We start from the raw sequence: 14931 nt of genomic DNA on the forward strand, positions 1-14931 counted from the left end.
GATCGTCAGTGATTGACGAAGCCGGCGGTGGGATTTCCCACCGCCGGCTTTCGTGTGTCCGGTAATCGCGTGAACCGCTCGGTCAGCTGTGGTGGCCGCCGCCCTTGTTGTGGCTGCCGCCGGGATTCATGTGCTCGGAGCCTTCCTCCATGTCCCCGCCGAGCGAGCCCTGGAGAGCGGTGACCGTCTTCTCCTCGCCGACGGCGACCCACTTGCGGCCGACCAGGTAGTAGCCGCCGTAGTCCTTGGCGCCGTTCAGCCACTCGCGCTGGCCGCGGTCGGTGGCGAAGGTCGCGAGGACGAACCTGCCATCGGTGTTCTTGCACAGGGCCTGGCGGATCTCGTCCGCGTCCGTCTGCATGTTCGGCTTGCACTTCACCTCGGCGGCCAGGTGTTCGAGGCTGCCGGTCGCCGTCTCGGGAACGGCCGCCTGGCCGTCCCCGCCGGATCCACAGCCCGCCAGTGCCAGTACCGCCGCCGCGCCGGCCAGCGCGAGGCTCGGTCGGGTCACCCTCATCTGATCCTCCGGTTCCTTCCGGCCACATGCCGCACGGGGCCCCGGCGAGGGGCCCTCCTCCTCGATACGGCTCCGGCGCCCGGTGCGCTCAAAATACCGGTGCGCTCGCTGGGACGGGTGTGCGAGGGTGAGCCGGTGAACCAGGACTGGGAAGACCGGGTGGCCGCCGCCTGGGCCACGCTCGACGGCTACGCCGAGGAGGAGGCCCCCGCCTTCCGGGCCGTGATCGACGCGCTCGTCGCCGAACTGCCGGACGGCAGCCCCCGCGGCTCCTTCGAGCGGGCCTGCGCCTGGGACTCGACCGGCCGCTCGGACAGGGCGGTGCCGCTGTACCGGGAGGCGCTCGCGGGCGGCCTGGACGGCTACCAGGGGCGGCGCGCCAGGATCCAGCTCTCCAGTTCCCTGCGCAACATCGGGCAGGCGGAGGAGGGCGTCAAGCTGCTGACCTCCGAACTCGACGCGCCCTCCGACGAGTTGGACGACGCCGTACGGGCGACGCTCGCGCTGTGTCTGTCCAGCCTCGGCCGGGACCGTGAGGGCCTCTCCCTGGTGCTCGGCGCCCTGGCGCCCCATCTGCCCCGCTACCAGCGGTCGATGGCGAACTACGCGCGGGCGCTCGTGGAGCCGCCGTCGGACCGGCTCGGGGGGTAACGCTCCGCAGCCAGGTGACCATCCAACGATTCGCTCGTTCTGCTGAACGTGCAGTCACAGGATGTCGCCCCGCGCCCCGCCCCCTCCTCCGCCGCCGGCTCCTCGTCGGCCGACCCGGTCGTCGACGTCGAGCAGGCCGAGGCCGCGCTGGTCGAGCACTACCCGCGGCTCGTCCGGATCGCCCATCTGGTACTGCCGCCCGGCCTGGGCCGGGGCAGGCGGGTCCTGACCGCGCACGCCCTGACCCAGCGCGCCCTCCCCCGCAGCCGGACCTCCGCGCCGGTGATCCCGGCCCAGTCGAGCGGCCGGGACGGCGATCCGGGGTATGCCTTCGTCCGTCTGCGGGTGCTGCGTTCGGCGCTGGAGGCGGGCGTGCCGCTCAGCTTCCGGGCCCTGCCCAAGCGGTCCCAGCTGCCGCCGCTGCTGCCGCAGGTGTGGGGCCTGAAGCTCTTCCCGCGTTCCGGCGGTGCCGACGAACTCGCCCTCGACCAGCGGCTGTCCGCCCTGTCCGGGCCCGGCCGGGCCGCGTATGTGCTGCGCGGTCTGGAGAAGCTCCCGGACGGCGACGTGCGCAAGGTCCTCTCGGCCGCGGGTGTCGAGGACCCGGACGGCGCGCTGGAGGAGGCCGACGGTGTGCCGGCGCAGTACGCGCTGCTGGACTCCGCCGAGTTCGACGCCTGTTCGCTCCAGGCCCGGCCCACCGATCTGATGCGGCGCAGGCAGCACATGAGGGCCGCGCTCGCCGCTGCCGCGGCCGTCGCCGTGTGCGGGGCGCTGCTCGGCCTGCCCGGGGACGGCTGGGGCCGGGACGGTGCCGCCGCGCCCGTGTACGCCCAGAATCCGGCGGCCGAGGCCGCCCTGGACCCGGCGCAGCTGACCAGGGTCGCGCCCGCCGCGTGGCAGACCTCCGCCCGCACCGACTTCTCCGTGTGGCCCGCGCGCGGCGACCTCACCGGGGACCAGGCGCTGCTGCGCCGCGCCCTCGCCGTCTGGGCCCGCCCCGGCGAGACCGTCCAGGTCTCCGTCACCCCCGGCACCCCCGCCGGCGGCCCGGCCGGACCGCCCCAGCTGCTGTACGCCGGGACCGTCGACAACGCCCGTGTGGTGATCCTCCACGACGGTCTGCGCATCGCCCGGTACGCCGAGCCCAAGGACAGCACGCAGGGCGCCGCGCTCGACTTCGCGCGGGTCGACGGCGCGTCCGGGGCCGAGGCGAGCGCGGTGGTGCTGGGCCGGGCCGACGGCAACGTCCGCTATCTGACGGCCCCCTGGGTGAAGAAGGCGGCCGAGCGGGACCTGCTGAAGCCGGGTTCGGGCGCGATGGACCTCACGCTGACCGACGGCATCACCGCGCCGATGGCCAGCCCCGCCGTCCAGACCGGCTCCTGCGCGTCGTGGAACGTGCTCCAGCTGACCGACGCCTCGGGCACCCGGCTGGCGACGGACCTCGGCGAGCTGGTCCCGGCCCGGCTCACCACGGGCCGCCCGGGGTACGGGCGCGAGGCCTCCGGTGCTCGGGCGCTGCGGGCCTGGGCGCCGTTCGCCTGCTCGCTGTCCGCGGTGCGCTCGCAGGGCGTGCGGTCCGTGAACGCCTGGGAGTACGCCGCGCAGCCGCTGCCCGACGCGAGCGGCTCGGCGACCTGGGTGTGCACGCGCGCGGAGACCTGGCGGGGCGAGGGCACGCGTGTCCTGGCGCAGTTCCACACGCCGGGCGGGGCGTTCGGCGCCGTGGCGGCGAAGGCCGAGAACGTCCCGGCCTGCGGGCCGCGCGACCCGCAGGTGCTGGCCGGTGTGCTGTGGAAGTCGGCGGCCGGGTCCTGGTACCTGCTGGCGGCCGGCAGCCGCGGCACGTCGTCGATCAGCGCGACGGGCGGTGTCGACGGCTCCGCCCGCGGCAACCTCCTGGCGGTGAAGACCCGGCAGGGCGCCCAGGCGGGTCTGAAGGGCACGCTGAAGAACGGCCGGTCGATCAACGGGCTCGGCTAGCCGACGCCGTGCGAGCGGGCGCTCGACAGTGAACACCGGTGGTCGGACCGGCCCGTTCGGGGCCGGATCCGATCGGTAAGGTGTTCGCATGACTACCGGGGTACGCCGAAGAATGGGAGTCGAGGAGCGGCGGCAGCAGTTGATCGGCGTCGCCCTCGACCTCTTCAGCCGTCGGTCGCCCGACGAGGTCTCCATCGACGAGATAGCCGCCGCCGCGGGCATTTCTCGGCCGCTGGTCTACCACTACTTCCCCGGCAAACTCAGCCTGTACGAGGCCGCGTTGAAGCGTGCGGCGGAGGATCTCGCGAGCCGGTTCGTGGAGCCGCACGAGGGTCCGCTGGGGTCCCGGCTGCTGCGGGTGATGCGCCGCTTCTTCGACTTCGTGGACGACCACGGCCCCGGTTTCTCGGCGTTGATGCGCGGCGGTCCGGCGGTGGGCTCGTCGGCGACGAACGCGCTCATCGACTCCGTACGACAGGCCGCGTATGACCAGATCCTTTCGCACCTGGGTGTGGACCGGCCCCCCGCGCGACTGGAGCTGATCGTCCGTTCCTGGATCTCGCTCGCCGAGTCGACCGCGCTGATCTGGCTGGACGGCAGGCGTATCCCGCGTGCCGAGCTGGAGGTGCAGCTCGTGCACGACTTCGCCGCGCTCGCGGCGGTGAGCGCGGCACACGACGAGGAGATGAGCGTCCTGCTGCGGGCCATGCTCAAGGACGAGCCGGGCGAGGGCCCGTTCGGCGACCTGGTGGTCCGGCTGATCGCGCTGGCTTCGTAGCGCCGGTCCGGGCACCCTCGGAGGTCTCAGGTTCCGGCCGTAGCGCTTGTGGCCTTGACTGATCCGGACACCTGGAAACGGGTGGGAACAGAAAGGCAGGCCATGAAGAACCTCTACAAGCGCGCCTTGGTCACCGGAACAGCCGGGATCCTCCTCGCCGGCGGAGTCGGCCTCGCGACCGCCTCACCCGCGGCGGCCGAGGGCAATGTGCTGCGGTGCAACACCTGGATCGACAACGACACCGCCTACGGCGAGTGCTACAACCCCGGGACGCAGACGCACGCGTTCTCCGTCCGCGCCATCTGCGGCTGGTCCGTGGACGGCTACTCGAACTGGATGTACGTGCCGCCGGGCGGGACCAGCAGTACCGGTGTCGGATGCGACGGCCCGCTCACCACCGGCGTCGGCGGCGTGGCGATCGAGTACGGCGGCTGAGGCCCTCGCCGACCCTCTGATCCTCAGCCCTCTGCTCCTGAGACCTCTACTCCTCGAACTTGCGGTACGAGGGGTCGAGGTCGCGGATTTCCGCGGAGGCGTGCAGGGTCGCGACGCCGTCGTTCTCGATGTGCTCGCGCAGCAGCTCCAGGACGGCCCCGGTCAGTTCGGCCTTCGTCTCGTCGGTGCGGCCGGCGAGGAGGCCGATGGTGACGTGGACGACGGCGTGGCCGAGGTCGGCGGGGTCGTCGTAGCCGAACGCGGTGACCTCGCTGGGCCGGAACTGCGTCTTGCAGGCCTCCGGCTTGGCGGCCGCGATCTCGACGACGGCGGTGTGCAGGCCCCGCGCGAAGCCCTCCCGGTCGAAGGAGAGGAAGCGCGAGTGGTCGACGGTGATCTGCGGCATGGCGTGGGCACTCCTGTTCTACGGCGTCACAGGTCACCCTAGTCTCAGGGCCAGCATCGCGATGTCGTCCTCCCGCTCGTGCCCGAAGCAGGCCAGGAGGGTGTCACAGAGGGCGTCCAGGCCGGGCAGGGAGCCGGAGGCTGCCGCCCGGAGCTGCTCCATGGAGGCCGTGAGGTCCGTGCCGCGGGTCTCGATCAGCCCGTCGGTGACCATGAGGAGCCGGTCCCCGGGGTCGAGGAACAGCTCGGTGGGCTCCGGGTGGGGCAGGCCGACGCCGAGCAGCGGCCCGGCGGCCTTGGCGTAGTCGGCGTCGCCGTCGCCCCGGATGAGCAGCGGCGGGATGTGGCCGGCGTTGGCGATGCGGACCCGTCCGGTGTCGGGGGTGACCAGCGCCAGACAGGCGGTGGCCGTGACGTCGCTGTGGTAGCGCTGGAGCATCCGGTCCAGGCGCTCGGCGAGTACGGCGGGATCGCTCTCGTCGACGGCGTAGGCGCGCAGCGCGTGCCGGATCTCGACCATGATGGTCGCCGCCTCCAGCGAGTGGCCGACGACGTCGCCGACCGCGGTGAGCACGCCCTCGTCGGTGCGCAGGGCGGCGTAGAAGTCACCGCCGATCTCCGTCTGCCGGGAGGCGGGCACGTAGCGGACCGCGACGTCGAGGCCCGGCAGGTCGGGCAGCCGGTGCGGCTGGGGCAGGAAGCTGTGCTGGAAGGTCAGGGCGACATGCCGCTCGACCTGGTACATGAGCAGCGGCTCGGCGGCGAGCGCGGTGGCCTGGGCGAGCTGGGCCAGCAGGGCCTCGCCCTCCAGGCCCACCCGGCGGATCCCGCGCGCGGGCGAGGCCAGGCACACCGTGGCCCTGCTGTCCTGAGTGGGGGCCAGCGCCAGGCGGGCGTCGTGGTCCACGCCGGGCCGGAAGAACCCGGTCGGCCACAGCTGCGCGGGCACCGTGGTGAGCTGTACGCCGGCCTGTCCCCGGGCGAGCCTCCGCAGCAGGGTGGCCACGGTGCGGTCGGCGCTCTCGTCGGGCAGGGCGACGGGGATGCGGTCCCGGGACAGACCGCGGTGCAGCCGGTCGTCCTGGTCGAGGACGAAGACGGCGGCGGGGTTGCCGGTGAGCCGGGCGACGCCCTCGGCGGCCGCGTCGGCGAGCTCGTTCAGGGAACGCGCCGCCTGGATGGTGACGATCGTCTCCGACAGCAGGGTGAGCCGCCGGACCAGTGCCCGGTCGTCGGCCCGCAGCCGTGCGTTGCGCACGGCGGCCCGGACCACCGCCTCGATCTCCAGTGGCTCGGCGGGCACCTTCAGATAGGCCTCGGATCCCGCGTCCAGGCCCTGGCAGCGGTTGACCGGGGCCACGGCGGCGGCCGAGAAGTGCACGACGGGCATCCCGGCGGTGTGCGGCCGCTCCTTGAACAGCCGGCACAGGTCGAAGCCACTCATGTCCGGCAGCCCCACGTCGACGAGCGCCACGTCCGGCAACGTGCCCTTGCGCAGCCGTGCGTCGAGTTCGGCGAGCGCCTCGCCGCCGGTGGCGACCGGCACCACCCGGTGCCCGGCGCGGCTCAACACGGTACCCATGGCGTACCGGTTGACCTCCATGTCGTCCACGACCATCACGGTCGTTCCTGTCAGTTTGCCGTTGACGTCCATCTGCCAGCCCTCGGAGAGCACCGGTGGAGCGGACCGGCGTTCACGGTCCGCCCCACCAAGGTAATGCCCTTGTCACGAAGTACGGGAGAATACGGCCACGGTCCGGCCAGGAACGGCGAAGGTGCCCGAAACCCGTTCGTAGGACGACGATCCGACGGTAGAGTCCGCACCCGCTTTCTGTACCGGGTGCAGGGCATATGCCGTTCCGGCCAGCGCCTCGATCCGCTGTTCCCGCCGGGTCGGTGTCGCGTTGAACACGACGACGAGTTCACCGAGTTCCATGGTGATCACTCCGGGTGTCTCGTCCTTCCCCGACAGCGGGAAGGAGAGCTTCGACTGCACCTGGGCGGACGTGCCGAGCGAGAAGACCGGCTCCGTCGTACGGATCCTGAGCAGGTCCCGGTACGCGGCCGAGGCCCCCTCGATCTGCGGGCAGCCGACCTTCACGGCACTCAACAGGGGCTTGGCGTAAGGCCACTTGGCGGCGTTGTCGGCGGCCGGCGGCAGTCCGCGGCCGAAGCCGTTGCCGTCGGCGCAGTTCCAGTGGATCGCGTTGAACCAGTCGCCGCTGTCGTAGGAGTTGCGGTCCAGGGATTTGGAGCGCAGCAGGTCGGTGCCCGCCTGGGAGAGGGCAGGACCCTGCGAGAGGGTGGCCGTCGCCATGGCGAGGACCTGCATCCGGGCCCGGTCGGCGGCGCCGGTCGAGGCGGGCAGTTTGAAGGCCAGCGCGTCGAACAGCGACTCGTTGTCGTGCGCGTCGGCGTAGGCGAGGGCGTCGCCGGGTGCGTCCGCGTAGCCGGCGGGCCGGCCGTTGTAGTCGACCTCGGAGCCCTTGACCCGCCTGCCGTCGGTGTCGGTGAAGCGGTAGTCGGCGAGATTGCCGGACAGTCCGACCTTGATCAGGTCCTGGTAGTGCAGGAGGCGGGCCTTCTGCTCCTCCGGCGTGCCGTTGTTCCCGGACGCGTTGGGGTCGGTGTACAGCCCCGAGGCGAAGCCCTGGACGCCCGGATCCTCGTCGAAGGGCCCGCCGCCGCGCACGGCGTCCCGCGCCCGGTCGGAGAAGGTCGCGACGCCGGTTCCCGCCATGTTCTTCTGCGTGGCCTGCGGGAACCGGGCGTCGTCGGCGACCTCCCCGAAGTTCCAGCCCTCGCCGTACAGGATGATCTTCTTGCCGTCGACGCCGTCCTTGGCGGGCGTGAGCGCGTCGAGCGCCTTGCGGACCGCCAGGATGTTGGCCTTGGGGTGGTGGCCCATGAGGTCGAAGCGGAACCCGTCGACCTTGTACTCCCTGGCCCAGGTGACGACCGAGTCGACGACCAGCTTGCCCATCATGGCGTTCTCGGTGGCGGTGTTGGCACAGCAGGTGCTGTTCGCCACCGAGCCGTCGGCGAGGAGCCGCTGGTAGTAGCCGGGGACGATCCGGTCGAGGACACTCGTCCGCGCCTGGCCGCTGGCGGCCGTGTGGTTGTAGACGACGTCCATGACGATCCCGAGGCCGTCCTCGTTGAGCGCCTTGACCATCGTGCGGAACTCGACGGTACGGGCCGTGCCGTCGGGGTCCGTCGCGTACGAGCCCTCGGGGACCGTGTAGTGGTACGGGTCGTAGCCCCAGTTGTAGGCGTCCTTCGCGGCGACCTCGGCCACGCACTCCTGCTGCCGGCCGGAGTCGGCCGGGAAGGCGGCCAGGTCGCAGTCGACGGTCGCCTGCTCGGACTTCTTCTCCGGGATGGTGGCGATGTCGAACGCGGGCAGGAGATGGACGTACGACGTGCCCGCCTTCGCGAGCCGACGCAGGTGCTCGGAGCCGTCGCTCGCCCTGTCGGCGAAGGCGAGATAGGTGCCGGGATCGGTGGCCGTCCTGTCGGCGACGGAGAAGTCCCGGACGTGCAGCTCCTGGATCTGGGCGTCCTTCAGCGGTACCGGTTTGGGCTTGGTGTACGTCGACCAGCCGCGCGGGGCCAGCGACCTGTCGTCCAGGTCGGCGACGAGGCTGCGCTCGGAGTCGGTGGTGAGGGCGACCGAGTAGGGGTCGGTGACCTTGTTGGTGACCACCTTGCCGACACTGGGCGCCCAGACCTTCACGACGTACCGGTAGGGCTTGTTCTTCCAGGACCTGGGGCCGGTGACGGACCAGACGCCGGTGGTGTCGTCCCGCCGCATCGTCGTCGTGGAGCCGTCGAGTTCCAGCCGCACGGACTGCGCGGTCGGCGCCCAGACGGCCAGGGTGGGACGGCCGTCGTGGAAGGTCGGGCCCAGCTCGGCCTTGGTCGCCGCCGGGTACAGATCGTCGAGTGCGCCGGCGATCTGGACGCCGGTCGCCGCCAGTACGGCGCCGTTCGCGGCCCGTTGGGAGGCGACGAGCTGTCCGGTGAGGGCCTCCTTGACGCGCTCGCGGTCGCGGGGGTCGACGGACCAGGCGGTGTGGTCCTTCAGGTGCGGGAACCCGGCCTTCTGGGCGTCGGTGAGAGCGGTTTTGGTGAGCCGTAGCCATCGCTCGTCGTCGCTGGTCAGGGTCCCCCTGTCCACGGTGATCGAGCCGTTGCGCGAGGACAGCAGCTGGGTGGAGGCGGCCGCCTCGGAGCCGTTCCAGACGAGCGTGTTCCGGTCGATCCAGACCGCCTTGGAGGTGGTCAGGTCTAGCGCGGCGGCGGAGCCGGCGGGCTGCGGGAGCAGGTGCTTCTCCTGGCCGCTCATCAGCCACACCTCGTGGCCGTCGGCGGTGAGGTCGAGCGACCGGTCGGTGGGGAGGTCCTTCTCGTCGCCCTTGTGGACGATGTAGCTGAGGCTGCTCGCACCATCGTTGAGGGGTACCTCGAAAACGGCGCCGTAGGCGTCGGTCCGGACCGGCTTCAGCGGGTTCGACCAGTCGGTGGGGTGCGCGGCGCCCGTCCAGACGTGCAGTCCCCAGCCGTCGTAGTCGCCGTCGTCGCGGTGGTAGTGCAGGATCGCCCTGGTCTCGTCCTGGGCCGGGTGGTCCGGCCGCTCGGTGCGCACGGCCTCCTCGCCCTGCTCTGTCCAGATCTCGCCCGTCCTCGTGAGGTCGATCGTGCGCTCGCCGTCGACGTCCCGGTTGCCCTGCGCGTCGACGATGAGGAAGTCGAGGGCCGTGGCGCCGGGCTTGAGCTTGACGTAGGCGAAGGCGCCGTAGGCGTCCCGGCCGATGAACGGATGGCGCTCGCCCTCCACGTGCAGGCCCCAGTTCCGGTAGTCGCCGTCGGCACGCTTGTAGTGGACGACCGCGTAGTCGCGGGAGGAGGCGGACGGGGGCTCCTCGACGGGCGGGGTGCCGGTCGCGGAGGAGGCCGTGGCCGAGGCCGTCCGGCCCGCCGAGTCGATCACAACCGCCTTGTAGCGCAGGGCCGTTCCGGCCGGTACGTCCTTGCCGAGGGTCTGGGTGACCCGGTAGGGGGCGTGGTCGGCGGAGCCGAGGGTCTGCCATCTGCCGTTGCCGACCTGCGCGGCGAAGACGACCCGGTTGAGCTGTCCGCCGTCCACGTCGGCGGTGATGTCGACCGTGCCGGTGGCGCCGGTGGCCGGGGCCCCGACGGTGATCGTCGGCTTCGTGGCGGGTGCGGCGAGCGGTCCGGCGGCCTTGAGGACGATCGCGGAGCCGGCGGGGACGGTGACGGTGATCTTCCTGTCGGCGTCGGAGGTGACCGACGCGGCACCGCCGTGGATCCCCTTGAACGTCATGTTCGCCGAGCCGGTCGCGAACGTGGCCGTCCGGGGCTCGTCGGCGTTGTTGAAGGCGACGACGTACTCGGTGCCCGCCCTGGCGTCGGTCCGGGAGAAGGCATAGACGCCGGGCCCGTCCGCCGCGTACCGCTCGGTCTGTACGCCGTCGGTCAGCGCCGGGTTGGCCTTGCGGAGCTTGGACAGGGCGCCGATCTGCCGGTACAGCGGCGCGCCGGGGTCGTAGGCGTCGCTCGCGTGGGTGCGGTCGGTGCCGATCTCGTCGTCGTCGAGGTAGTCGGCGGTGCGGGAGGCGAACAGGGGCTGGCGGGCGTCCTTGTCGCCGCCCGCTCCGGTGAAGCCCTGCTCGTCGCCGTAGTAGACGACGGGGTTGCCGCGGCTGAGGAACATCAGCTCGTTGGCGAGCCTGTCCTTGGCGAGGATCTCCGCGTCCGTGGCCCTGGGGTTGTCCTGCTTCAGGAAGTGCCCGATGCGGCCCATGTCGTGGTTGCCGAGGAAGGTGACCTGCTCGTAGGCGTTGGCCCGGCCGGTCGTGTACTTGTAGTCGTCGCCGAAGACCGAGGCGAGTTTGCGGGCGCTGCCGCCCTGGGAGGCGTACTGCCGTGCCGCCTCCTGGAAGGGGAAGTCGAGGGTGGCGTCGAGGCGGCCCTGGGTGACGTAGGGCGCGGTGACGTCCGTGTCGGCGGAGTAGACCTCGCCGAACATGAAGAAATCGTCGCGCCCCTGCTGGGCCGCGTAGGCGTCGAGGGCGGTGGCCCACTGGGTCCAGAACTCCATGTCGACGTGCTTCACGGTGTCGATCCGGAAGCCGTCGATGTCGAAGTCCCTGACCCAGCGCCGGTAGATCCTCTCCATGCCGCCGACGACCTCGGGACGCTCGGTCCACAGGTCGTCGAGGCCGGAGAAGTCGCCGTGCGCGGAGCTCTCACCGGCGAAGGTGGAGTCGCCGCGGTTGTGGTACATCGTCGGGTCGTTGAGCCATGACGGGACCTTGGTGCCGGCGGTGGCCTCGGGCGTGCGCGGGAAGGAGTCGGTGTCGACGTCCGGGAAGTCCTTCGTGCCGTCCGCGTAGTCGGCGTCGTCGAAGGGCTCGCCGTCCTTCGTCAGGTACGGGAACGCGCCCTTGGAGAGGTAGTCGTAGGACTTCTCCTCGTAGTCGACCACGTCGGCGGTGTGGTTGGTGATGACGTCGAAGAAGACCTTCATGCCCTTGGCGTGGGCCTTGGAGATGAGGGTTTCGAGGTCCTTGTTGGTGCCGAAGTGCGGGTCGACCTGGGTGAAGTCGGTGATCCAGTAACCGTGGTAGCCGGCCGAGGCTCCCCCAGTGCCAATAGCCTGGGAGGTACCCCCAGCGCCGGCGCCCTGCACGGGCCGGTTCTTGAAGATCGGGGCCATCCACAGGGCGGTGGTGCCGAGGCCCTTGATGTAGTCGAGCCTCTGGGTCAGGCCCTTGAGGTCGCCGCCCTGGTAGAAGCCCTTGTCGGTGGGGTCGTGACCGGTGGTGAGACGCGAACCGGTCAGGCCGCCCCGGTCGTTGGAGGTGTCCCCGTTGGCGAAACGGTCCGGCAGGACGAAGTAGAACTGCTCGCGGGTCAGGTCGTGGCGGGCTTCGGCCTTCGCCAGCTTCGCGTCGGACGGGGGCGCGGGCGGGGTGTCGGCCCGGGCCGCGAGAGGCTGGACGAGCGCTGCGGTCAACGCGGTCACGGTGACCGCGGCGACCCGTCCGGCACGGTGGGTACGGCGTCTGGGCGGCGCCGGCCATCTCGGTATCACAGCAGTGGACTCCTTGCGCATACGGCTCTCGTGGGTCCGACCCCGCGTGACCGTATCGCCGCCGAAAGGCTTACAGCAAGAGTCCTGAAAGCAATGGAAAGAACTTTCAGATGTGGCTCGTCTATCGCTTGATGGTGTAGGTGACGAGGGAGCGGGCCGGGACCGTCGCCGTCAGGGAACCTCCGCTCACCGGGACGGCGGTCTGCCGGGCGGTGCTGTGGGCGTTGTTCGTCAGGTACGGGGTCGCCGTCCCGCTGGTGATCCCGGTGTTCCGGAGGCTGTACGACACCTGCTGGGCGCTGGAGGCCGCGTTGAGCGCCACGACGGTGACCGAGCCGTCGGTGTTGCGGAACGCCGACAGCCTGAGGTTGGCGTCGGGGGTGGTGGCGCCGATGCGGGTGGCTCCGGGGCGGACGAAGCGGCTGTAGTTGGCGATCGCCCACAGCCGCTTGGAGACGTGATAGTCCGCGCCGTCCATCTGGATGAGACCGCGGGTCGCGCCGACCGAGGCGCCGTACCAGTACACGTATCCGCTGGTGTTGCCCTTGGTCAGGGCGTCGTGGACCGCGGAGGCGACGGTGAAGCCGTCGTAGCCGCTGCCGTCGTCCCAGTTCTCGTTCCAGGTGGTGCCGTCGGGCGACCACTCCGACATCCAGGTGCGCTTGCGGGTCGGCAGGGGTCCGTCGACCTTGCTGGCGTAGGTGTGGCCGGTGTGGGTGGCGACCAGGCCCCGGGCGACCGGGTCTGCCTCGATCGCGCTGGTGTAGTTCTTCTGCTGGTTCCAGCCGAAGGAGTCGCAGCAGGCCACCTTGTATCCGGCCGCGTTCGCGACCGGCCCGAGGACCTTGGTGAACTCGACCGCCTGGGCGGGGGTGAGCCGCATGGAGTCGTAGGTGGCCGTCCAGTCGGGCTCGTTGGTGAACCCGAGGTCGGTGATCCCGATGCCCTCCTGGCCGTAGAACCTCGCGTACTGCACGAGGAAGTCCGCGTACGCCCGGCGCCAGTCGCCGCTCGCGCAGCTCGCGCCCGAGAGCCCGCACAGGGTCCCGCCGTTGGCGTCGGTGCCGTTGGTCTTCATATAGCCGGGAGCCGTCCACGCGTCGGCGTAGAAGCGGTTGACGCCGTACGCCTTGGCCTGCTGGGCGAGCCACACCTGGCCCTTGTCCTGGCGGTCCCAGACGTACTTGGGGGTGGCGTTGGGGCCGCCGGGGTCGGTGGGCTGGATTCCGGAGTCGATACCGAGGCGCAGGATGCTCATACCGGCGCCGGTGGTGCGGTCGAGCAGCAGGTCGAGGAGTTCGCGCTGCTTCTGCGCGGGCAGTCCCTGCGAGCGGCGCATGATGTCGGCCCGTCCGAAGTGCTCGGAGAATCCGAAGCCGTCGATGGGCTGGTGGGTGGTCGAGCCGTTGATGGTGGCCGTGGTGGCGGCCCAGGCGTTCGGTGTGCCCGCCGCGGTGAAACCGGCCGCGGTCAGGAGGACGGACAGGCCTGTGACCGTCCATTTTCTACGTCTGCTTGTCATGATCCGCCTCATCGTGGGAGCGCTCCCAAACTCACAGCGGAACGTAGAGCGATGTCCAGGACACGTCAACCCCTCGCGTACCGCACGGCACACGAGGGGTCGAGGAGCGCGCTCAGCAGGCGGACTTGCCCGCGTGGATCGCGAGGGCGGTGTCGGCGCCGAGGGTGGCGGTGAACCGGCCGTCGGCGTTCACGGTCACGCTGGTGTTGTTCTGCACGTTGCAGTACGTCCCGGCGGGCAGGGAGGTCTGGTACGTACGGCTCAGCGGGCCCGACTCGTGGTTGATGGCCACGAAGCCCTTGCCGCCCCGGCCGAAGGCGATGGCGTCCGCTCCGTTGTCCCACCAGTCGGTGACCGCCGCGCCGCGGGTGGCGTTGCGGAAGGCGACCATGGACCTGATCTCGGGCCAGTTGTGCTGGCACTTCCAGCCGTCCTGCCAACAGGCGTTCACCTGGCCGCCGTTGGGCGGTCCGGCGTCGTGGTCGGTGAACTCGTAGCCGGAGTTGATGTCGGGGGCGCCGTACGGATGGGCGAGCATGAAGACGTTGGCGAGGGTGTAGTCGGCGCCGTCCTTGTAGTTCAAGGTGCTGCCGTTGCGCTCGGTGTCGTGGTTGTCGACGAAGACGCCGGCGACCGAGCCGCTCATGTACCCCCAGCCCTCGCCGTAGTTCTTCAGGTAGGCGAGGTTCTCGTCGGTGAGGACGCGCTTGAGGTCGTAGGCGTAGCGGAACTCCTGGACGTCGCCGTTGCCCGTGTACTCGGTGGGCTGGACGGCCTCGCCGCTGCCGAAGATGACCTCCTGCTTCCAGTACGCCGACGGGTTGGCGAGCCGGGACCTGATGTTCGCCAGGTCGGCGGTGTCGATGTGCTTGGCCGCGTCGATGCGGAAGCCGTCGACGCCGAGGGAGAGCAGGTCGTTCATATAGCCGGCGACGGCCCCCCGGACGTACTCCTCACCGGTGTCCAGGTCGGCGAGGCCCACCAGTTCGCAGTGCTGGACGTTCCAGCGGTCCTGGTAGTTCGTGATCCGGGAGGTGCAGTCGTCGAAGTCGGGGGACGAGTACAGGCCGGGGTAGGTGTACTTCGTGTACGAGGATCCGCCGGTCCCGGTGCCGCTGCCCGCGGACATGTGGTTGACGACGGTGTCGACGACGACCTTCACCCCGGCCGCGTGACACGTGTCGACCATGTTCCGGAAGGCCGTACGGTCACCGAGCCGGCCGGCGATCCGGTAGCTGACCGGCTGGTAGGAGGTCCACCACTGCGAGCCCTGGATGTGCTCGGCGGGCGGGGAGACCTGGACGTATCCGTAGCCGGCCGGGCCGAGGGTGTTGGTGCATTCCCGGGCGACGGAGGCGAAGTTCCACTCGAAGAGGACGGCGGTGACGTCCTTGGTGCCGGGTGGGGCGGCTTGGGCGGTACCGGGGGCCAGAACGGCCGCCGCGGCGGCGAGCGCGGTGGCCACGGAGGTGGCGGTCGCGGACCATCTCGATATCACGTGGGGGCTCCTTGCGTGA

The 14931-nt window shown here is 70.9% G+C and carries 10 protein-coding genes; 4 read left to right on the plus strand and 6 right to left on the minus strand.

The window, feature by feature from the left end:
- Nucleotides 1-82 precede the first annotated feature (82 nt).
- A complete protein-coding gene (locus SLINC_RS13400; RefSeq protein WP_182449162.1) occupies nt 83-517 on the minus strand; it encodes a hypothetical protein in 435 nt (144 codons plus the stop codon).
- A 135-nt stretch (nt 518-652) separates the two neighbouring features.
- Between SLINC_RS13400 and SLINC_RS13405 the strand changes: the two genes are divergently transcribed.
- The 4 genes from SLINC_RS13405 to SLINC_RS13420 all read left to right on the plus strand — a co-directional run bounded on the left by SLINC_RS13405 (nt 653) and on the right by SLINC_RS13420 (nt 4367).
- A complete protein-coding gene (locus SLINC_RS13405; RefSeq protein ID WP_225988420.1) occupies nt 653-1168 on the plus strand; it encodes a tetratricopeptide repeat protein in 516 nt (171 codons plus the stop codon).
- A gap of 48 nt (nt 1169-1216) precedes the next feature.
- On the plus strand, nt 1217-3154 hold the full coding sequence (locus tag SLINC_RS13410) for a hypothetical protein (protein ID WP_067431357.1): 1938 nt from the start codon (nt 1217-1219) through the stop codon (nt 3152-3154).
- 88 nt (nt 3155-3242) lie between these two features.
- On the plus strand, nt 3243-3932 hold the full coding sequence (locus SLINC_RS13415; RefSeq protein ID WP_107406597.1) for a TetR/AcrR family transcriptional regulator: 690 nt from the start codon (nt 3243-3245) through the stop codon (nt 3930-3932).
- A 102-nt stretch (nt 3933-4034) separates the two neighbouring features.
- Entirely contained in the window at nt 4035-4367 is a 333-nt protein-coding gene (locus SLINC_RS13420; protein ID WP_067431360.1) for a hypothetical protein, read from the plus strand.
- Nucleotides 4368-4413: 46 nt separating this feature from the next.
- Here the strand turns inward: SLINC_RS13420 and SLINC_RS13425 are convergent, their stop codons facing one another.
- From SLINC_RS13425 to SLINC_RS13445, 5 genes are all read right to left on the minus strand, one after another.
- Complete coding sequence (locus SLINC_RS13425; RefSeq protein ID WP_067431363.1) at nt 4414-4773, minus strand: 5-carboxymethyl-2-hydroxymuconate Delta-isomerase; 360 nt, start codon at nt 4771-4773, stop codon at nt 4414-4416.
- Between the two features lie 33 nt (nt 4774-4806).
- A complete protein-coding gene (locus SLINC_RS13430) occupies nt 4807-6426 on the minus strand; it encodes a fused response regulator/phosphatase (protein WP_067445296.1) in 1620 nt (539 codons plus the stop codon).
- Nucleotides 6427-6498: 72 nt separating this feature from the next.
- Nucleotides 6499-11892: a pullulanase-type alpha-1,6-glucosidase gene (gene pulA / locus SLINC_RS13435; RefSeq protein WP_067431366.1), complete on the minus strand. Its 5394-nt coding sequence runs from the start codon at nt 11890-11892 to the stop codon at nt 6499-6501.
- A 121-nt stretch (nt 11893-12013) separates the two neighbouring features.
- Nucleotides 12014-13414, minus strand: a complete 1401-nt coding sequence (locus SLINC_RS13440) for a glycoside hydrolase family 30 protein (protein ID WP_107406598.1) — start codon at nt 13412-13414, stop codon at nt 12014-12016.
- Between the two features lie 112 nt (nt 13415-13526).
- Nucleotides 13527-14912 carry an alpha-amylase gene (locus tag SLINC_RS13445; protein WP_067431372.1) on the minus strand — a complete coding sequence of 462 codons (1386 nt, stop codon included), beginning with the start codon at nt 14910-14912 and terminating at the stop codon, nt 13527-13529.
- Nucleotides 14913-14931: the final 19 nt, after the last annotated feature.

It is taken from the genome of Streptomyces lincolnensis, from assembly GCF_001685355.1.
Taxonomy (GTDB): domain Bacteria; phylum Actinomycetota; class Actinomycetes; order Streptomycetales; family Streptomycetaceae; genus Streptomyces; species Streptomyces lincolnensis.

Coding starts and splice junctions, on each gene's coding strand:
- SLINC_RS13440 (WP_107406598.1), bottom strand. CDS start 13,414: ATGACAAGCAGACGTAGAAAATGGACGGTCACAGGCCTGTCCGTCCTC.
- SLINC_RS13400 (WP_182449162.1), bottom strand. CDS start 517: ATGAGGGTGACCCGACCGAGCCTCGCGCTGGCCGGCGCGGCGGCGGTA.
- SLINC_RS13425 (WP_067431363.1), bottom strand. CDS start 4,773: ATGCCGCAGATCACCGTCGACCACTCGCGCTTCCTCTCCTTCGACCGG.
- SLINC_RS13415 (WP_107406597.1), top strand. CDS start 3,243: ATGACTACCGGGGTACGCCGAAGAATGGGAGTCGAGGAGCGGCGGCAG.
- SLINC_RS13430 (WP_067445296.1), bottom strand. CDS start 6,426: ATGGACGTCAACGGCAAACTGACAGGAACGACCGTGATGGTCGTGGAC.
- SLINC_RS13420 (WP_067431360.1), top strand. CDS start 4,035: ATGAAGAACCTCTACAAGCGCGCCTTGGTCACCGGAACAGCCGGGATC.